The sequence below is a fragment of the Hymenobacter terrenus genome, from assembly GCF_000972495.1.
GTDB lineage: Bacteria > Bacteroidota > Bacteroidia > Cytophagales > Hymenobacteraceae > Hymenobacter > Hymenobacter terrenus.
The window spans coordinates 470,201-489,834 of sequence record NZ_LATM01000001.1; the positions used below are offsets into that span (position 1 = coordinate 470,201).

15 protein-coding genes are annotated in these 19,634 nt (G+C 56.5%); 6 read left to right on the top strand and 9 right to left on the bottom strand.

The window, feature by feature from the left end:
- Positions 1–64: 64 nt before the first annotated feature.
- The 4 genes from WX88_RS02040 to WX88_RS27085 form a co-directional block, all read right to left on the bottom strand.
- A complete protein-coding gene (locus tag WX88_RS02040) occupies positions 65–1,186 on the bottom strand; it encodes a TlpA disulfide reductase family protein (RefSeq protein WP_046242606.1) in 1,122 nt (373 codons plus the stop codon).
- Between the two features lie 147 nt (positions 1,187–1,333).
- Positions 1,334–2,791: an Asp-tRNA(Asn)/Glu-tRNA(Gln) amidotransferase subunit GatB gene (gene gatB, locus WX88_RS02045; RefSeq protein ID WP_046242607.1), complete on the bottom strand. Its 1,458-nt coding sequence runs from the start codon at positions 2,789–2,791 to the stop codon at positions 1,334–1,336.
- 548 nt (positions 2,792–3,339) lie between these two features.
- Positions 3,340–5,841: a T9SS type A sorting domain-containing protein gene (locus tag WX88_RS02050; protein WP_046242608.1), complete on the bottom strand. Its 2,502-nt coding sequence runs from the start codon at positions 5,839–5,841 to the stop codon at positions 3,340–3,342.
- Positions 5,842–5,872: 31 nt separating this feature from the next.
- On the bottom strand, positions 5,873–6,556 hold the full coding sequence (locus WX88_RS27085) for a hypothetical protein (RefSeq protein ID WP_052732246.1): 684 nt from the start codon (positions 6,554–6,556) through the stop codon (positions 5,873–5,875).
- Between the two features lie 447 nt (positions 6,557–7,003).
- On the opposite strand from WX88_RS27085, the gene WX88_RS02060 reads away from it, so the two are divergent.
- Positions 7,004–7,930: a hypothetical protein gene (locus WX88_RS02060; protein WP_046242609.1), complete on the top strand. Its 927-nt coding sequence runs from the start codon at positions 7,004–7,006 to the stop codon at positions 7,928–7,930.
- 171 nt (positions 7,931–8,101) lie between these two features.
- Here WX88_RS02060 and alaS read toward each other — a convergent pair whose 3' ends face one another.
- Complete coding sequence (gene alaS / locus WX88_RS02065; RefSeq protein ID WP_046242610.1) at positions 8,102–10,786, bottom strand: alanine--tRNA ligase; 2,685 nt, start codon at positions 10,784–10,786, stop codon at positions 8,102–8,104.
- A gap of 81 nt (positions 10,787–10,867) precedes the next feature.
- Here alaS and WX88_RS02070 point away from each other — a divergent pair, with 81 nt between their 5' ends.
- From WX88_RS02070 to WX88_RS02080, 3 genes are all read left to right on the top strand, one after another.
- Entirely contained in the window at positions 10,868–11,230 is a 363-nt protein-coding gene (locus WX88_RS02070; RefSeq protein WP_046242611.1) for a MerR family transcriptional regulator, read from the top strand.
- 98 nt (positions 11,231–11,328) lie between these two features.
- Positions 11,329–12,456: a DNA-processing protein DprA gene (gene dprA / locus WX88_RS02075; RefSeq protein WP_046242612.1), complete on the top strand. Its 1,128-nt coding sequence runs from the start codon at positions 11,329–11,331 to the stop codon at positions 12,454–12,456.
- A gap of 52 nt (positions 12,457–12,508) precedes the next feature.
- Entirely contained in the window at positions 12,509–13,327 is an 819-nt protein-coding gene (locus tag WX88_RS02080) for an aminotransferase class IV (protein WP_046242613.1), read from the top strand.
- 68 nt (positions 13,328–13,395) lie between these two features.
- On the opposite strand, the gene WX88_RS02085 is transcribed toward WX88_RS02080, so the two are convergent.
- The 4 genes from WX88_RS02085 to WX88_RS02100 form a co-directional block, all read right to left on the bottom strand.
- Positions 13,396–14,190, bottom strand: a complete 795-nt coding sequence (locus tag WX88_RS02085) for a thymidylate synthase (RefSeq protein ID WP_046242614.1) — start codon at positions 14,188–14,190, stop codon at positions 13,396–13,398.
- 69 nt (positions 14,191–14,259) lie between these two features.
- The gene (locus tag WX88_RS02090; protein ID WP_046242615.1) at positions 14,260–14,529 is read right to left on the bottom strand and encodes a helix-turn-helix domain-containing protein; all 270 of its coding nucleotides are present in this window, start codon (positions 14,527–14,529) and stop codon (positions 14,260–14,262) included.
- Positions 14,530–15,435: 906 nt separating this feature from the next.
- Positions 15,436–15,642, bottom strand: coding sequence for a hypothetical protein (locus tag WX88_RS02095; protein WP_046242616.1), 207 nt, complete (start codon positions 15,640–15,642; stop codon positions 15,436–15,438).
- A gap of 85 nt (positions 15,643–15,727) precedes the next feature.
- A complete protein-coding gene (locus tag WX88_RS02100; protein WP_197076640.1) occupies positions 15,728–16,186 on the bottom strand; it encodes an ankyrin repeat domain-containing protein in 459 nt (152 codons plus the stop codon).
- A gap of 413 nt (positions 16,187–16,599) precedes the next feature.
- Between WX88_RS02100 and WX88_RS02105 the strand changes: the two genes are divergently transcribed.
- Together WX88_RS02105 and WX88_RS02110 are read left to right on the top strand one after the other, a co-directional pair.
- Positions 16,600–18,906, top strand: coding sequence for an efflux RND transporter permease subunit (locus WX88_RS02105; RefSeq protein WP_046242617.1), 2,307 nt, complete (start codon positions 16,600–16,602; stop codon positions 18,904–18,906).
- A gap of 137 nt (positions 18,907–19,043) precedes the next feature.
- Complete coding sequence (locus WX88_RS02110; RefSeq protein WP_082115842.1) at positions 19,044–19,535, top strand: FKBP-type peptidyl-prolyl cis-trans isomerase; 492 nt, start codon at positions 19,044–19,046, stop codon at positions 19,533–19,535.
- Positions 19,536–19,634: the final 99 nt, after the last annotated feature.

The following is a 19,634-nucleotide window of genomic DNA, read 5'->3' on the forward strand; positions in this document are numbered from 1 at the left end:
ATGCCGCTCCTTACCCGGAGCGGCATTTTTAGTTGATGGACCACCTATTAGCCTATCAGGAAATCTACTTCAGCACTTCTGCAAGCTTGGCGGTCAGGGCTTCGCCGCGCAGGTTTTTGGCGATAATCTTCCCCTCCGGGTCGAGCAAAAAGGATTGCGGAATGGCTTTTACGCCATAGGCCGTGCCGGCTACGCTATTCCACCCGGCCAAGTCGGAGACATGGTGCCAAGTGAGGCCGTCGGCGGCAATGGCTTTTTCCCATTTGCCCTTATCCTGGTCCAACGATACCGAATAGATAGTAAAGCCTTTACCCTTGTCCTTGAACTGGTTGTAGGCCTTTACCACGTTGGGATTTTCCTGGCGGCAGGGGCCGCACCAACTGGCCCAGAAATCAATCAGCACATATTTGCCGCGCAGACTGCTCAGGGCTAGGGTACCGCCAGCGGGCGTGGCCAGATTGATTTCGGGTGCCTGGGTGCCGGCGGCCGTGGCACGCAGGGGCTCCAGGCGGGCCGTCAGGTCTTTGGTGAAGGGCGAGTTGGGGTTGGCTTTGCGCTGTACGGCGGCCACTGAATCAACAAACTGAAATTCCTCATCAGGATTGAGGAAGGCTCCTACGGCAAAGCCGCCCACCACCGATGAGGCATTGCGCCGAATCAGGCTTTTCACCTTGGCCGTGTTGCGGCCCTGAATAGCGTAGTATTCCTGCTCGATGGTTTTCATCTCATCGGCCTTACCGGCCTGCCCAGCAGCATTATAGCGCTTGCCGATGTCTTCGAGCTGCGCCTTGCTGCCTTGCATCACCTGCGTGAGCTGGCGGAGCACTTCGGCATCTTTGCTGCCCTTCACACTGTAGGTGGTAGGCAGGCTTTTGGCGTCGCCGTTAAGCTGCAGGTGGGTTTTGTTGTCGAGCAGTAGTAGTACTTGGTTGGCTTCATCCACTTTCAGCTGGAAAATGCCCGGTGTGCTGGAGGCGCCTTTAATGGTAAAATTGCCCGAGGCGTCCGTTTTGGCTTGGCTTCGCTCTACAAACTGGTTTGACGCGAGCTCTGAGAGATGCAGGACCGTACCAGCCGGCGCATTCTTGAGCTGGCCCGAAATCTCGTAGCCATCCGCAGCGACGGCATTTTGGCAGGCATTGGCCAGGCCCAGCACAGTAGCGGCCAGGAAGACGGATTTTATCATAGGATGAAGCATGAGCTTAAGCTTGTGCGTAAAAATAGCCAACGCATGGCAGAAAAGTTATTGTTCCGGGCAATTCTAATGTTAGACCGTAAGAACATCATAGCTGGGCATGACGTTCTCCTATAAGTTTACTAGCTTGTCCTGTGCTTACCCTTCCAGCGCGGCGCGCAGCAGCTGGTTGGCGAGCTTGGGGTCGGCTTTGCCACCAGTTAGCTTCATGAGTTCGCCCATAAACATGCCAGTGAGCGATTTTTTGCCGGCTCGGTACTCAGCTACTTTGGCGGGATTGCCAGCCAGCACTTGTTGTACCAAGCCAGCCAGCTCGCCATTGTCGGCTTGCGTGAGCAGGCCCAGGCTCTCAGCGGCGCCGGTGGCATTGGCCGTAGGATGGTCGAGCAAGTGCGGGAACAGTTGCTTACTAGCCACAGAATAGTTGATTTTACCGGCGTCAATCAGCTCAATGATACCGGCCAACTGGGCGGGGTCGAGCGGGAAGTCGGCCATGGTGAGGGCCCGCTCGTTGAGGAAGGATTTCACCGGACCCATTACCCAGTTGGCCGCCGCTTTGGCGTTGGGCGTGAGGCGGGACAGCTCGTCAAAGAACAACGCCACTTCTTTCTGGTCAATCAACACTGAAGCGTCATAATCTGACAAGCCCAGCTCGCCGGTGAAGCGCGCATAGAGTTGCTGCGGTAGAGCCGGCAGGTCGGCGGCCACGCGGTGCAGCCACTCGTCGGAGATGACCAGTGGGGGCAAATCCGGCTCCGGAAAATAGCGGTAGTCGTTGAGGGTTTCCTTGCTGCGCTGGCCGTTGGTGGTGCCGCTGGCTGCGTCGAAGCCCCGGGTTTCGCTGTCTACTTCCTCACCGGCTTCGATGATGGCAATCTGCCGCTCAATTTCGTAGGCAATGGCCCGTTGCACGTTGCGGAAGGAGTTCATGTTCTTCACTTCCACCTTCATACCAAACTTATCGGCGCCCTTGAGCATCACCGAAATGTTGGCGTCGCAGCGCAGGGAGCCCTCTTCCATGTTGCCGTCGCAGATGCCCAGGTACTCCACCAGCTTCTTGATTTCCATCAGGTAAGCGTAGGCTTCGTCGCCGGTGCGGATGTCGGGCTCGCTCACAATCTCAATGAGGGGCACGCCGGCACGGTTCAGGTCGACCAGGGTTTCGGTTTCGCCGGCCAGGTGCATCGACTTGCCGGCATCTTCCTCCATGTGAATGCGGGTAACGCCGATGCGCTTGGTGTTGCCGTCGGGGAGGCGCACTTCGAGGTGGCCGTCGTAGCAAATCGGGGTTTTGTCCTGGGTAATCTGGTAGCCCTTGGGCAGGTCGGGATAAAAGTAGTTTTTGCGCGCAAACAGGTTGTCGCGCCGAATCTGGCAGTTGGTGGCCAGGCCCATTTTCATGGCAAACTCCACGGCCGTGCGGTTTACCTTGGGCAAGGTGCCGGGGTGGCCAAGGGTGATAACCGAGAGGTTGGTGTTGGGCGCTACGCCGTATTCGTTTTCATCCGACGAGTACATTTTGCTGTGCGTGAGCAGCTGGGCGTGTACTTCGAGGCCGATGACGGGCTGGTATTTGGCAAGGGTGGCTTCGTCCATGAATCGCTGTTTTGCGCTAATTACCTTGATTGCGCTGATGGTGGTGCAAGTTAAGCACTATCCGGCCGCCATAACGCGGGCTAAATGGCCGCGCCAGCGACCGACTGCGCCAAGAATCCATCCTGCCGCATTGTCCCGGCCGCCAATAAATACCAATGCGGCGGCGCCAATCTACTCGGCTCAGGTCGGGCTGCTCGCCAGCATTTGTCCCTGTCCCGAGGTCCAAAACTGGCAATCTGTGCGGCCGCAGACTACCCGGCGGGACATAGCCTTTATAATTATTAGAATTTGATAATAATCAAATTCTGGGGGATGCGGAGGCTCTATTTTTGGGTAGCTATTGACTATCAAAGTCAGTAACTGACTGATTATCTAATTCCTTCCACCTTCTTAAACCAATGAAAACATGCAGACAATGAAAAGGCCAGCCCGGGGCTGACCCGAAGCGACCAAAAAAAAGTCCCGACTGAGCAGCCGGGACTTTTTTAAAAATATGAGTACTAACAAGCCGTGATTGCGAAACCATCGGCTCCTTGGTTGGGATGCGCTTACTGCAGCGTAACCTTTTGGCTGATGCTTTTCGTGCCGTATTGCAACCTAACGATGTAAATGCCTGAAGGCTGGCCAAGCAGGCTCACTTTGTGCGACTGCTTGCCTACGGGCAGATGGCTTAACTTGTTTACCAAGCGCCCAAACGAGTCATATACCAATAATGTAGCATCTTCCTCTATCCCTTCCGTCGTAACAGTTACCTCCCCGAAACTTGGGTTCGGATACACTGTTAGTTGTGGGTTGGCGGCTTTACCTTGTGTAGCAGTTACCACCCCAGGAGTCTGGGCGATGGTTCGCTGAGCGGTAATGTTGTAGGGACAGGTTCCCATAAGCGCTACGGCGGGGTCGATGACTAGCGGCCCACAATAGGCGTTCTGTAAATGAGGAAGCGCATCGGTGGTGGCTACAAAGTTGGTTCCTGCTGTAACACTAAAATTTTCTCCAAAATAAATCTGCTCGCTGGCAGTGATATACGACGGAGTGCTCGTGCCAGGATGGTCAAAAGTCATAACCGCCCCAGGAGGACTAGCGTCCCACGAAGGGGGACCCACTGCCGCTGTCCAAGGAAAATTCCAGTAAGACCCAATGGGAGAAATTCTATTATCAGTTGGCATTATTGGAGTGGTATTAGTGCCAAGCCTTGCAGTCAAAGGGTGCTTTACTAAATAAGGAAAGTTATCATAATCAAATTCTAGATTGCTAAACGGGGGAGTGTCATACATATTATCATAAGGGTCCCCTGAAGAAGAAAAAGTACGGGATGTAGCCGGCGCGTTTTCATTGAACTGGACGGCATAGTCTTGCACAAAAAAGATGGGAGTTGTGTCCAACCCGTCCTCGCGCTTCAGAATGGCTTTTATCCTAACAAATATTTTTGGCGACACGTAGTTTCCATTAGAATTCAACGGATTGTTTGCCGTAAATGCCATGTTTTTAAAACATGTTAAATCGACAAATGGGGTTTGATGCATTACTTTATTCTCATCTGCATAAACAATTTCGTTTACTATCGAGGGAATCGGCTTGAATCCAGCGAGAGACTCTTCAGCAACGATGGCCGCTTGAACAGATACTAGCTTTAAGCCTGCCGCTTTATTATAGCTGGGAATCAAATCGTTAGCGACCTGGAATGAAACGAAGCTGCGTACATCATCAACCATAGGATGAGAATAAATACTCATCGGGTCAACGCCCCACCATGCTCTCTTATTTAGAATAGGCGTGTTTTTGAGAGTGAATAGGCCCAGCGCGCAATCGTAATACGGTTGAGTAGTTCCAAATCCTAAATGTTGAGTACCTGGTAATTGTACCAGGGCGCGCGCAAGAGGATAAGTAGTGGTAATACTGCCTTTAAGTGCAAGAGTGCCGGTTGAGACGGTGGGGATGAATGTTGGTGCCTGCGGTGCAGCGGTGTCATCCGACGGAAACAAAAAGCCAACGACGCTTCCCAAAACCCCAAAGGCAATATTAACACCTCCAGCAATTTCCGTTATTTTTTTGATAGTGCCGGGTAGCTTTGACCCTTCTCCGGCTAGCTTAATTAACGTGTTGGCAGTCCTTAGTTTCGACGAACTGGCCGTAGAACCTGGGTTAAACAACTCTTTGGCTTTTTGCGCACGTTCGGCGGCCTTTGTCAAAAATTTCTCAACATCATCTTTGGATACCTTGCCCAGCACTTTCTGCCCTTTCGCCAGAAAGCTTTTGAGGCCGGTAGCGGGGTCAGAACTGGTGGGGGGCCGGATGTCCGTAACAATTTCACCTTCTTTGCCGGCTAATCCATATCCTTCCTGGGCAGTAGTTTTCCAATCCATAGAGCCGGCGAGGTCAATATCGCTATTGACAATGCCCTGCAATTCAAACTCCAAAGCGTGACCAGCATAAGCTTGGCTCCTGATTTGTGGATCGAATCCAGCATTGAACTCTCCCATCACCCAGCCAGCATTGTCAATTTTTGCCACATATGTCATGATTTCGCCAGTGCCCGCCGCGCCCTGCAAATACGTGTCGCTACTTTTAAGCAAGCTATTGCTCAGCGTTAAGGTAGCCGGATAAAGACTGCCATTGCCGGAAGCGTATTTCATTGTGATAAGGGCCCCATTAACGTAGGTGCCCTGGCTATTATCCATGAAAAAGAATATTCGAATCAGGCTGGTATACTTGTTATACAGGATGAAATAAGGTGTCTGGCGAGCCGTAACTGCACCAAAATCATATCTCAACAGTTCCCATCCCTTCTCCCTCGTGTAATCCTTGTTGAATTGGATTTGCAACAAAGCGCCACCGCTTGCCCTAACCCACGGTGCTCCAACGCTCACGATAGGGCCATTGAGACGCTGGATATTCCATGTGCGGCAGTAATCTGGATGCGATGGGTCGATGGCCCAATCCCAGTCGGCAAACCGGGTAATCATTGGACTGCTACTGCACTGCGCGTGCAATCGTGTTTGCGGTCCTGCTAGCAAAAGCAGAACCAGTAGCAGTTTGGTTAAAATCCTCATGTGCTAAAATCTGTTAGGCCTGACGGGATGCTTACTTGGCGACAGCTACTTGAGCTTTCAACTTTTGCAGTTCTTTGTTGAGTTCGATAACCTGTAGGGTTAGTTCTTCAACTGATTGCAGCAGTTTTGCATTCATTTCCGTCACGTCATAGCCCTTGGCCTGTACTTCGCTAGCCGATGGCATGGTGGGCAGGTGCTTGTTGCGCTGCAAGTACATTTCCAGCTCTGGCAAAGGCATGAACTTATGGGTAGGCTCGAAAACAAAATCAGCCCAATAGCCGGGGGCGAGCACATACAAAGACTTGGCAACCAGCTTGCCATCAACCGAAAGCTTGTAGTTCGTTTGCTGCGTGCTTGGTGCTTGGTCGCCTATCTGTACCTGACCATTTTGCAAAATGCGCAAGTGAGAAATCCAACTGCCAGTTGACGTACGCGAAACAAAAGTGTGTGAGGTGCCGGCTGGGTTTAAGGAATTATAGCCAGCGACATAGCCAATGCTGCCTGCCCGCGATGCATCGGTACTGCTGTTGTGAATCAATTCCATGTATGGTCCTTGAACGTTTGCCGGTGCTGCAATAATCTGAAAGGGCACAGTAGTTTGATTGCCAAACAGGCTATTGCCACTAAACGTGGGCACTCCTTGGGCCGCCGCGGTTTGCATGGCTGCCACACAAGCAAGCACACATATGGGTTTGAGTAGGGAAATGGTATTCATGCAGAGAGGGGTTGAAAAATGAAAAAAGAAAGTAAAAGGGTTCACATATGCTGCAACACTAAGCTGCAAGCGCAAAAAGGAGCAAGCGCGTTAGCACGAGCGAGTCTATGGCATGGTGAAACAGCCAGATAATCTCACAATTGCACAATCAGTCCAGAAAAAAGAAACCGTTACGGGTCGGAAGCCGACAGGCAGCGTGCAAACAGTGGCACGAACGCGGAGTGACCTGCCAGTTGCAGGTAAGCCCGGAGTTCGGTAAAAAAATTCAGCAAGGCAAACGGGCCGTGAAAAGGGTCCCTTGGGGACAGTCGTAGCGGTGGAGGCGCTGTGGCTGTTTAATGCGGCAAATGTAGTAGGTTACTGCAAATACTTGACTATACTGGCCTCGGGCATCATTGAGGTGGTCGAGGAATGACGGACAGAAGCAGGACGTATATTTCTTCTGTTATGGCAACCAAAACCAGCGGGTCGTCGCCCGACAAACGGCGTAAATATGACGAGGCGTTTTTCAAATTTCTTTCGCTGGGCCTATTAGGCCTTGTCCTGACGCAATGCGTTCCGGGAGACCCACCAGTAGAGCCCGGTGGTGGCACTAACCCCGGCACCTCCACCTGCTACCTGACCAGCGCCACCGAGCAGTTGGAGCGAAATGGTGCTTTCACTGATTTTATCGACCGTCGCTTTGGATATAGCAATGGCCTGCTCGTGTCGGAAAGCGAGCAGAGCATCGTTCAGGGGTTCGGACCAGTGAAGCGAAAAACGAATTACCAGCTTCAATACCAGAACGGCCTGCTCACCCAGGCCGTCGACAGCCTCAACCTCATCGTGTTTGAGTATGCTCCGGGGGCCAGCAGTCCTTCCCAGGCTGTCTATAGCCGGCTGGGCCGGCAACGAGCAGTGTATACACTGACCTATGCCGCGCCGGGGCGACTAAGTGGCATCAAAGAAACAAATCAGGTACTGCCCCTCAATTCATTAGCTACTGAGCGGGATTTTACTTTCACCTACGACGGCAACGGCAACGTCATCAACGAACGGTTGCGCTTAAAGTTTTCGACCGGCAACACAGGTGAGCTACAGACGGACTACACCTTCACCAACCAGCCTTCCCCCTACCAAAACGTGCCGAACCGAGTGGCCCTCACCGTCCTGGCTCTGGCCGGCGAAGTCGAAACGTTCCCCGGCGAATTTTGGCATCGCAATACCCCCAGCGGCTTCGCGGTGTACAACGTCAACGCCGCCGGCGTGCGCACCCCCAACGAAACAGCCACGCTGACCGGCCAATACGACGCAACCAACAAGCTGACTGTGCTCGATCAGAACTCTTCCACCTTGCGCCGTATCCGCACTACGTTTGGGTATCAGTGCCAATAAATAACAAGAGCCTAGTTGTTGACTAACTGACAATAGAGCTACACCATAACGCCCATCTGCGTTGACGACTACTTAATCTAAGCAGTTGTCAACGTAGATGGGCGTTATAATTTTATCATTGAGCTAGTGATAGTCGTGACAAAGCAGCGCTTTTCAAGATGAGGAGGTGGCTTACGCCAGTCCCTTCCCTACTAGTTCCTCAGCTTTGGCAATTGCCGCGGGCAGCCCAGCCACGTTTTTGCCGCCGGCCGTGGCGAAGAACGGCTGCCCGCCGCCACCGCCCTGGATTTCCTTGGCCAGCTCGCGCACCAGCGTAGTGGCGTTGAGCTTGCCACCTTTGGCAATTTCGTCGTCCAGCATCACGGCCAGCTGGGGCTTACCGTCGATTTCGGCACCGAGGACGGCCACCAAGTTGGGCAAAGCCTGACGTAAGTTGAAGGCCAGGGTTTTGAGGGCGTCGGCGCTGCTGGCCTGCACTTGCGCGGCCAGGAAGTTCACGCTATTCAGCGGCTTCACTTGGCCTACCAGCTGCTCCTTCTGTTGGTTGATACTTTGCTGGGCAAACTGTTCGATTTGCTTGCGAAGGGCGGCAATTTCCTCGTTTTGCTTCTCGATGCTCGTGATGAGGTGCTGGGGGTTGCCCAGCGTTTCGCGCACCTGAGTCAGCAGGTCGAGCTGCTGGTCCACGTACGCCTCCGCACCGGCGCCGGTCACGGCCTCGATGCGGCGCACACCGGCGCCCACGGCGCTTTCGGTCGTGATTTTCAGGTAGCCGATGCTGCCGGTGTTGGGCACGTGCAGCCCCCCGCACAGTTCCACCGAGTAGTCTTTGTCGAAGGTGATGACGCGCACGAACTCGCCGTATTTCTCACCGAACAGAGCCATGGCACCTAGGTTCTTGGCCTCGGCGATGGGCACGTTGCGACGCTCTTCCAGCGGGATTTGCTGGCGTATCTTCTCGTTCACAATGCGCTCAATCTGGCGCAGCTGGTCATCCGTTACCTTGGTAAAGTGCGAGAAATCGAAACGCAGCAGCTTCTCGTTGACCAAGGAGCCTTTTTGCTGCACGTGTGCGCCCAACACCTCGCGCAGGGCCGCTTGCAGCAAGTGCGTAGCTGAGTGGTTCTGCCGAATCTGGGTGCGGCGGGCAGCATCGGGCCGGGTCATGAATTCGCCGGTCAGGTCTTCGGGCAAATCCAGGACGGTATGAACGATAAGGTCGTTTTCCTTCTTCGTATCGACCACTCGGAGCGTGGCAAAGTCGCCTTCCAGGAAACCCGTGTCGCCCACCTGCCCACCGCTTTCGGCATAGAAAGCCGTTTGGTCGAGCACGACCTGGTATTCCGTTTTGCCCTTGGCCGTGGTCTTGCGGTAGCGCAGAATATGGGCCGGGGCGGCGTCCAAATCGTAGCCCACGAAAGCGGGCTGCTCGTCGGTATCAGCCACAATGGTCCAGTCGCTCTGCTCGGTTTCCTGGGCGTTGCGGCTGCGCTTCTTCTGCTCCTCCAGTTCCTGCTTGAAGCCTTCCTCATCCACGGTCAAGCCCTTTTCGCGGGCAATAAGAGCGGTGAGGTCCAGCGGGAAACCAAAAGTATCGGACAGTTCAAAAGCGGTTTTACCGTCGATGCGGCTGCCATTGGCGCGGGTGCTTTCTTCTAACGCATCAATCCGGCGCAAGCCGTTCTCCAGTGTTTTCAGGAAGGAAATTTCCTCCTCTTCAATGACGCGCTGTACGAAAGCGGTCTGTTGCTTCAGCTCGGGGAAAATGCCGGCCATCTGGTCGGCCAGCACGGGCACGAGCTTGAACAGGAACGGCTGCTTTTGATTGAGCGACGAAAACGCGTAGCGCACGGCCCGGCGCAGGATGCGGCGGATGACGTAGCCGGCTTTCACGTTGCTGGGCAGCTGGCCGTCGGCAATGGTGAAGGCGATGGTGCGGATGTGGTCGGCAATGACCCGGATGGCAATGTCGGTTTTCTCGTTTTCGGTGGCCGGCTGGTCGTTCACCGTGGCGGGCGCGGTGCCGTGGTACTCCACGCCTACTTCCTTGGCGATGAACTGAATGAGCGGCTGAAAAACGTCGGTGTCGTAGTTCGACTTCACGCCCGACACGGCCATCATCAGGCGCTCGAAGCCCATGCCCGTATCCACGTGCTGAGCCGGCAGCTTCACCAGGGACTTATCGGCTAGGCGCTGAAATTCCATGAATACGTTGTTCCACACTTCCACCACCTGCGGGTGGTCGGCATTCACCAGCTCGCGGCCTGATTTCTGGGCCCGCTCCTCTTCTGAGCGCAGGTCGATGTGGATTTCCGTGCACGGGCCGCAGGGGCCGGTGTCGCCCATCTCCCAGAAGTTGTCCTTTTTATTACCGGGCAGAATCCGGTCGTCGGTCGTGTATTGGCGCCACAGCTCCTGGGTTTCGGTGTCGGCGCCGAGGTTGTCGCCGGTGTCGCCTTCGAAATACGTGACGTAGAGCCGGTCTTTATCCAGCTTGAATACTTCGGTGAGCAGCTCCCAGGCCCAGGCAATGGCTTCCTTCTTGAAGTAGTCACCAAACGACCAGTTGCCGAGCATCTCGAACATGGTGTGGTGGTACGTGTCGTAGCCGACTTCCTCCAAATCGTTGTGCTTACCGCTCACCCGCAGGCACTTCTGGGTATCGGCAATGCGCTTGTAGGGGGCGGGCTTGTTGCCCAGGAAATAGTCTTTAAACGGGGCCATGCCGCTGTTGATAAACAGCAGGGTGGGGTCGTCTTTCACCACAATGGGGGCCGAGGGCACGATGTGGTGGCCTTTGGAAGCGAAGAAATCGAGGAATTGTTGGCGGACGTGCGAAGCGGTGGGGAGCGACATAAGCGGAATGCGACGCCAATGGTGATGGCGGTGGATGCAGTTTTTTTAGGTACTTTTCGGGGGAATTGCAAAGGTAGCCATATGCCCTACAAAGAGCGCAGCATTGAGAAACAGTACTTCACCATCGGCGAGGTGGCCGCCCAATTCAAGGTGGCCGAGTCGCTCGTTCGCTTTTGGGAGACGGAATTCGACGAATTGCGCCCCCGCCGCAGCAAGAAGGGCAACCGTCTCTACACCCCGCAGGACATTGAGGTGTTCCGCACCATCTACCATTTGGTAAAAGAGCGCGGCTACACCATCCCCGGCGCCCGCGACATGCTCAAGCAAAAAGGCCCGCAGCTCAAGGAGAAGATTGACGTGGTGCAGAGCCTGGAAAAGGTCCGGGCGTTTCTGGTGAGCCTGAAGAAAGAGGTGGAAGCAGCAAGCAAAACAGACGCTGAGTAACCTCTCGCGCCCCCTCAGGCAGACAACCCCTACTATACTGGCCTACCTGCCTGCCTCCCCCTCTTTTTGGGAGAGAGGGCCGGGGGTGAGGTTACCCAATGAACGACGACACCCTCTTCCACGAACTTGCCCTTACGCTCCTGCCCGGCATCGGCCCGCAGCTCACGCGGCAGCTGATGAGCTACGGCGGCTCCGCTAAAAACGTGCTGATGACACCGCCCGGCAAGCTCCGTCGCATTCCCGGTGTGGGCGATGCTACAATCAAAATCCTCACCGGGCCCGAGCGGGAAACTGCCTTTCGCAAAGCAGAAGCCGACTTGAAAAAGGCCGAGAAGGAGCATATCGAAATTCTGTTCTACACCAGCAAGCGCTTTCCCAGCCGCCTGAAGCTGATTCCCGACGCGCCGGCTATCCTCTACTACCAAGGCACGGCCGACCTGAACGCGCCCAAAACCGTGGCCTTGGTGGGCACGCGCAAAGCCACCGAGTACGGGCGTGAGCAAACCGAGCGCATTGTAAAAGGTTTGGTACCACACCATCCGTTGGTGGTGAGTGGCTTGGCTTATGGCATCGACATCATGGCGCACCGCGCCGCCTTGCAGGAAGGACTGGAAACCGTGGGCGTCATGGCTACCGGCCTGGACAGAATCTACCCCCACACCCATCAGAAAACGGCCGAGAAAATGCGCGAGCAAGGCGGCTTGCTCACGGAGTTTCCATTCGGCACGCCGCCTGACCGCTACAACTTCCCGGCTCGCAACCGCATCATCGCCGGCCTTGCGGATGGAACGGTAGTGGTGGAAGCCGCCATAAAAGGAGGGGCTCTGATAACCGCCGAGCTGGCCCTGAGCTACGACCGGGACGTGCTGGCCGTGCCCGGCAACCTGGGCTCGCCCGCTTCGGAAGGCTGCAACGCGCTTATCAAAAACCACAAAGCCGCGCTCTACGCCGAACCGTTGGACCTGGAGCAACTGCTGAATTGGGACGAGGCCCTGCACCAGTCGGGCAAGTTCAAGCCCGCCCCCTCCCACTCGGCCGATGATTTCACCGCCGACGAGTTTGCTCTGATAACGGTGCTAGCCGCCGCCAATGGCCGCGAAGAGCAGATGGATGAGCTGGCCTGGAAGGCGCAACTGCCCATTCACGCCGTGGCCTCGCTGCTGCTGGGGTTGGAGTTTCGGGGCGTGGTGCGGGCGCTGCCGGGCAAGAAGTTCGGGTTAATATGAACTACGGATTAAAGCCGATTTTTGGGATTGCACGGATGTTGTGAATGGCGCAATGAAGCTAGTATTATACAATTGCGAGCTGCGAGATGCTGAATCCTTCGCCCTACCGCTGCCCAATCGCGGCCTTGCCTTCGGCGACGGTTTCTTTGAAACCTTGGTTTTTGCGGACGGCCGCTTGCGCCTCGCCCCCAACCACCTCGGCCGCATGCAGCTGGCCGCTGCCGCTCTTCACCTCGCGCTACCCGCTGCGCTGGCCACAGCCGAAGCCCTGGAAACAACCCTGGCTCATCTGGCCCACGCCAACCACTTGCCCGCAGCCCGCTTGCGGCTGCAACTCTGGCGGGCCGGTGGTGGCCGCTACGCCCCGCCCACTGATGCGGTCGAGTGGCTGGCCACCGCCGAGGCTTTTGTAGCTGACGAAACACCTGTGGCCAGGGCGGACTTCGCACTGGAAACGCATTCCATATATTCGCCGCTGAGCTTTTGCAAAGGCCCGCAAGCATGGCTCTACGTGCGGGCTGCCCACGAACGGCAGCAGCGGGGGCTCGATGAAATCATTCTTTGCGACGCGGCCGGGCACGTAGCGGAAGCCGGCGCGGCGGCCATTTTCTGGGTGAAGGATGACGTACTGTTCACCCCTTCGCTGGCCAGCGGCTGCGTGGCGGGCGTGCGCCGGGCGCAGGTGCTACGGACGGCGCGGCAAGCCGGTATGGAGTGTCGGGAAGGGCTATTTGCGCGGGCGGAGCTGCTGGGAGCAGATGCGGCTTTTACGGCGAATGTTGCAGCCATTAAACCCATTTGCCAAATCGGTCAAATTAACTTTCTATCAGAAATTCAGCTCTCATTTTTAGCGCAAGATTCCGCAGAGTAGAAAAGCAAGTCCCGCGAAGTGGCTTATGACTTTGCGGGACTTGCTTTTCTACTCTGCGGAATCTTGCGCTACACCGCCACCGGCGCTTTTATCGCGGGCCAGGGCTCATAGTTTTCCAGCTTGAAATCCTCGAACCGGAAGCCGAAAATATCCATCACCTCGGGGTTAATCCGCATCTGGGGCAGCGGGCGGGGCTCACGCTCTAGTTGCAGGCGGGCTTGGTCGAGGTGATTGGAATACAGGTGAGTGTCGCCGCCGGTCCAGATGAATTCGCCGGGTTGCAGGCCCGTTACTTGCGCCACCATCAGGGTGAGCAGTGCGTAGCTGGCGATGTTGAACGGCACGCCGAGGAACACGTCGGCCGAGCGCTGGTAGAGCTGGCAGGAGAGCTTGCCATCGGCGACGTAAAACTGAAACAGCGCGTGGCAGGGCTGCAATTTCATCTCGGGCAGCTCGGCCACGTTCCAAGCCGAAACGAGGATGCGGCGCGAGTCGGGCTGGGTCTTGAGTTGCTGGATAATCTGGCTGATTTGGTCGATGTGGCCGCCGTGACCGTCGGGCCAGGAGCGCCACTGGTGGCCGTAGACGGGGCCCAGGTCGCCGCTGGCATCGGCCCACTCATCCCAGATTTTTACGCCGTGCTCTTTGAGATAGGCAATGTTGGTGTTGCCCTTGAGGAACCATAGCAATTCGTGGATGATGCTCTTTAAATGCACCTTTTTGGTCGTGACGAGCGGGAAGCCTTCCGCCAGATTGAACCGCATCTGGGGGCCGAAAATGGACAAGGTGCCCGTGCCCGTACGGTCGGTTTTGACGGTGCCGGTGTCGAGAATTTGGCGGAGGAGGGCTTGGTACTGGCGCATGGGGCTTGGAGCGAAGGCGGTAATTAAGGGCAACAGGGCCGACTAAACGCCAAAAATAAGCGCCGGCCGCTAGGGAGCAGCCGGCGCCGGCTCGCCCGTGAGCAGGAGCAGCAGCCAATCTTCGCCTAGGCGGGTGTAGCGGTTGCGCCCCGCCTTTTCGTAGGCTATGAAGCCGGGCGGGAGCAGCAGGGCCAACGCCATCACCACCGTTTGGCGGCTGAAGCCCAGCTCGTCGGCCAGCTGCGCGGCCGTGCGCCGGGGGTACGGAGCCAAAGCCAGGCACAGCTGGGCCAGGGTGTGGCGGCGGAGGCTTCTTGTGAAACCCGCACAGTTGCGCATTCAACCTGAGTAATTGACACCCGGATTACTGCTGGTCTGATGTTGCGAACAAGTTCTAGCGGAGCGACATCCTAATAGTAAAACGGCTGATACCGGACGCAAAAGCCCCAGCGAAACGACATCCGGCCCATGAGTGTCGCTCCGCTGGGGCTTTTAACGCGCTTGATGGGTAATGTTCTACTAGAGCGGTTCGGAGGTGCTGTCCCGTAGGCGGTACATAGCCCCCGAAACGGCGCTAAGAAGCTGTTTGCGTTACTAAAAACGGTCCTGCTGAGTTGGTCGAAGCAGCTCTCCCGCAATACTATCTCTATCGATTGGGATTACTGGCGCAGGAGAGATGCTTCGACAGGCGGACGCCAGATAAAGTATGACCGATTTAAAAGACTTTTCGGCTAACGCAAACAGCTTTTAAGCAAGCGGCCTGGGTGGGCCCGAAGTGGGTGCGCACGGCCAGTAGGGAGGTGGAGGCATTGGAATGGGTGAGGGCGCAGGCCATGAAAAAGATTGTGGATAAGATGTGAAAAAATAATTCACATTCTCTCCAAGTTGGGAGAGGAAGTAAAATATTTTTTCACATTCTCTCCCAAGTTGGAGAGAATGTGAAAAAATATTTTCTGATTCTCTCCACTTCCGTTGAAGCGCTTGGCCACTCCAGTTTCTTCGTGCCGCGCTACAGCGAGTGACGGTTAGTCTACTCGCCGGTCATTGTACTCGGGCGGGTCTTTGAAAAGGATAATTGTACGGAAGTCAATCAGCGCCTATCCGGATCGAAAGTCCTGCCTCTTCGGATAGGCGCTAAGATGTCGCCCCGGGGGTTTGCTCGCAACCTGGGCTGCTAAACGAAAAAGCCGCTTCGTTTCGGAAGCGGCTTTTGAGTGTGTAAGCAGTGGCCGAGGCCTTTGGTAACTACAGCTTTACGGTAGCGAGGGCTTTCACGGCGGGTTTTGCGGCGGCGGTTTTGCCGCCTTTCATGCAGCACGAGCTGGCACCGGCCATGCCTTTGGAACAGGTTTCTTTCTTGCCTTTTTTACCGTCTTTGTCATGGCCATCGTGGGCGAAAGCGGTGGTGCCAACGAAAGCAAACAGGCCGAGGGCGAGCAGGGTCTTTTTCATGGGAAACGAAGGGTGAAGGGAATGGTGACCAAAAGCGGCCGTTAGGCTAAGATACACAATGGGCGCCGCTTGGGGCAGCAGCACGCTATTTCAACTTCTGCTCCAGCAGCGTCACGATTTCCGGGTTGCCGCCTGCTTTGGCGAGGGTCAGGGCGTCTTTTCCTTCGTCGTCTTTGGCTTTGGCATCGGCGCCGCTGGCCAGCAGCAGCTCCACTATCGCCTTGCTGCCTTTGCCCACGGCGGCCATGAGGGCGGTGGCTTTGAAGCCATCGGCTTGGTTGACCTGGGCTTTGTGCTTGAGCAGGAGCTGCACCAGCGCGAGGCTGTTGTTGGAAGCGGCAGTAATCAGGTAAGTGGTGGGAAAGCCCGGCACCACTTCGACCACGGCATTGGGGTCGGCGCCGGCGGTGAGCAGGGTTTCAGCTGTCGGGGCGTCGTTTTTCAGGATGGCTTTCTTCAGGGCCTGGGTTGGCGTCGGGGTCTGGGCCTGGGTGGTGTAAAGGAGACAACACAGGGCCAGCGTAAAGAATAATGTTCTTCTCATAAGCATAAATGCAAGCATTTGGCGTGAAATAGGCCGCAAAGATGAGCCAGCCGGACAATGTATTTGCATCGCCAAACCGCGTGCTTCAATAAGTCAAAGCGCTTGTGCGAAAAGTAATACCACTGGCTGGTGGCGTCGGGGCGGGGCGGCTGCTTCGCCATGCACCGCTCCGACGGTGGTAACGCGAACTTTGTAGTTCGCGCTGTTGCGCCGTTAAAATTCTCTGGCCGTCGTTCGGGTATCCACCGGGGACGCGAACTACACAGTTCGCGCTACTGAGCCAGCCGAAACAATTGCGGAAACTGGGGCGTTGCAGGGAGCCGCCGTGTTGGTTTGGTTGGGGGATAAGCCCGAAAGACTCGCCCGCGTTGTGGCCCCGACCATGCGGCCTCCGAAGCCGCATCACCTTATCTATGTCCCTTCGCCGAACTGCCTATTTAGCCCTGCTTGTGCTCGGGCTGCTCTCCGCCCTCAGCGCGTTTTACGTGGCTCAGCTGCGGTTCAACTACAATTTCAACGACTTCTACCCTGCCGGCGACCCCGACCTGGACTACTACCAGGGCTACACCCGGCGCTTCGGCAACGACAACGACTACCTGCTGCTGGGCCTGGAAGCCCCGGCAGGGAAAACGGTGTTCGACCCCGGCTTTTTGCAGCGGGTCGATTCGCTCACGCGGCTGGCGAAGCGGCAGCGGCACGTGGTGGCCGTCACCTCCCCCACCACGCTCAGCAACCCGGTGGTGGAAGGCTTGGGCTTCTTCAACCTGCCCTACCTGCACCCCGACGAGCCCGCCCGCCGCGCCCAGGACTCCACGCTGATTTACCGCACGCCGGGCCTCGTGGGCAACGTATTCAGCCCCGATGCGCGGGCCGTGGCCCTGGTCATTCAAACCACGCCCGACCTCAAGAAGCCACCCGGCGACTCGCTGCTGGCCGCCCTGCGCGGGGGGCTCACGCAACTGCATTTTCCAGAAAAAGCCTACCATTTCGCGGGGCGCGCCGTGGCCCAGTCGGTGTTCGTTGACCGGCTGCAATGGGAGTTGGCCGTGTTCATGAGCCTCTCGGTGCTGCTCGTCACGGCCCTGCTCTGGTTCACGTTTCGGACGTGGTGGGGCGTGGTGCTGCCGCTGGTGGTGGTGCTTGGGGCCATCTTGTGGGGGCTGGGCGTGATGGGGGCCTGCGGCGTGAGCATCGACCTGATGACGGCCTTGCTGCCGGTGATGATGTTCGTGGTGGGCACTTCCGATACCGTGCACATTATCACGCGCTACGTGACCGAGCTGGGCTACGGCGCCGGCAAAAAAGAAGCTCTGCGGGTTACGCTGAAGGAATCGGGGTTTGGCTCCGGGCTTTCGGCCCTCACCACCAGTCTCGGCTTTTTCACGCTGATGACCAGCAGCATCCGGCCGATTTACAACTTCGGGCTATTTACTGGCATTGCCGTGCTGCTGGCTTTCGTGCTCAGCTTCACGCTGCTGCCGGCGCTGCTGTTGCTGCTCCGCAAGCCCCAGCTGCGGGTGCCGCGCCAGCAGGGCCACAGCTGGGACGGCGTGCTGGGCCGCCTGTTCCGGCAGATATTGGTCCGGCGGCGGCTGATTTTCGTGGTGAGCGGGCTGGTGCTGGCCACGTCCATCGGCTTGGCCACGCGGGTGCGCATCAACTCTTCGCTGCTCGATGACTTGTCAAAAAACGACCCCGTGCGACTGGATTTCGCGTTTTTCGAGAAGCAGTTTGCCGGCGTACGGCCCTTCGAGCTGGAGCTACTACCGACTGGGGGTCGCGATGTCTACGACCTGGCCGTGCTGCGCCAGACCGAGCAAATCGAAACCTACCTGCAACACACATACGGCCTGCGCTTTGCCGCCTCGCCGGTCACGCTGGTTAAGTCAGTGCGCAAAGCCCTCAATGGCGGTGGGCTGGCCGAATACCGCCTGCCCACCGATTCGCTGGAACTGGCCCGGCTGCGCAGCAAGCTGAAGCTCTTCCGCAAAAAGCCCGAATTCCGCGCCCTGGTGACGCCCGATGGCCGGGCCGGCCGCCTCACCGGCCGCATGGCCGATGTGGGCAGCATCCGCGCCGATGCCCTGAACGACAACTTGCGCCGCTACCTGCGCACGGCCATCGACACCACAGTGCTCCAGACCCGCCTCACCGGCTCGTCGAACCTTATCGACAAGAACAATGAAAATCTAACCCTGAATATGATAACGGGCATGAGCATCGACATCGTGATGGTCACGCTCATTGTGCTGGCGTTGTTCAAATCCTTGCGCATGACGGTGGTGGTGCTCATTCCCAACCTGGTGCCCATCCTCATCGTGGCGGGGGTGATGGGCCTGGCCGGGGTCAGCATGAAGGTGAGCACAAGCATTATTTTCACCATCGCCTTCGGCATCGCGGTGGACGACACCATTCACTTCATCAGCAAGTTACGTCTCACGCTCGCCCACGAAACTTCGCTTTTCAGGGCGGTGCGGCACACGTATCTGTTGGCGGGCAAAGCGGTTATCGTCACCTCGCTGATACTGGTTGGCGGCTTTTCCACGCTGCTGTTCTCGTCCTTCGATGGCACGTTTTACGTGGGCTTTCTCATCGGCCTCACGCTGCTCTTCGGGGTGGTCGCCGAGCTAACACTGCTGCCGCTGCTGATTCTGTTTTTTTACAAACACAAGCCCGCCGAGATAAAGAAGGTCCTCTTGCCAGTGGAACAGGAGGGCTAATCAGGCGGCCGGGAAGCTGGTTGGCAGCAGTTGGCCGTTCGTCTACTATTGTAGAACAGCACAATACCGGGCGCTGTCTTTGTGCCTGTAATCAACGATAAGTACCTATTTTTACATTTTATGACCAAATGAAAACTATGCAAATTCCTTCTTTCGCAGTTACGCTTCGGCTGTTACTCTTCATCTTGCTAGGCACCGCCGGCCTGCTGAGCACGGCTTGTAAAAAAGATAATCCGAATGATGAAGAAATCATCAAGAAATATCTTAATGACAACAAGATAACCAATGCGCAACGGCAAGGCTCCGGGCTATACTACGTGCCGGTAACGACCGACACAACCGCCGTACGGGCCGCAGCCAACAAAACGGTTTCGGTGCTCTACACCGGGGCGCTAATGGATGGTACCGTATTCGATGCGTCGTCGCGGAATGGCAACAAGCCTATCAGCTTCGTGCTCGGTCGCGGCCAGGTAATTGACGGCTGGGATGAAGGAATTGCCCTCATGCGCAAGGGCGAGAAAGGCGTGCTGCTGATTCCATCCGCACTGGGATATGGGGCGCGGAGCGTGGGAGCTATTCCGGCGAATTCGGTCTTGCGCTTCGACGTAGAACTCGTGGACGTGAAGTAACGCGGGTAGCAAGGGGCGGCCTTGACTAGAGTAGGCGCCGACTTGCGACGGATATTAACTACTCTTTTGTCGGCGCGTTTTCATCACGTAAATGTTGGT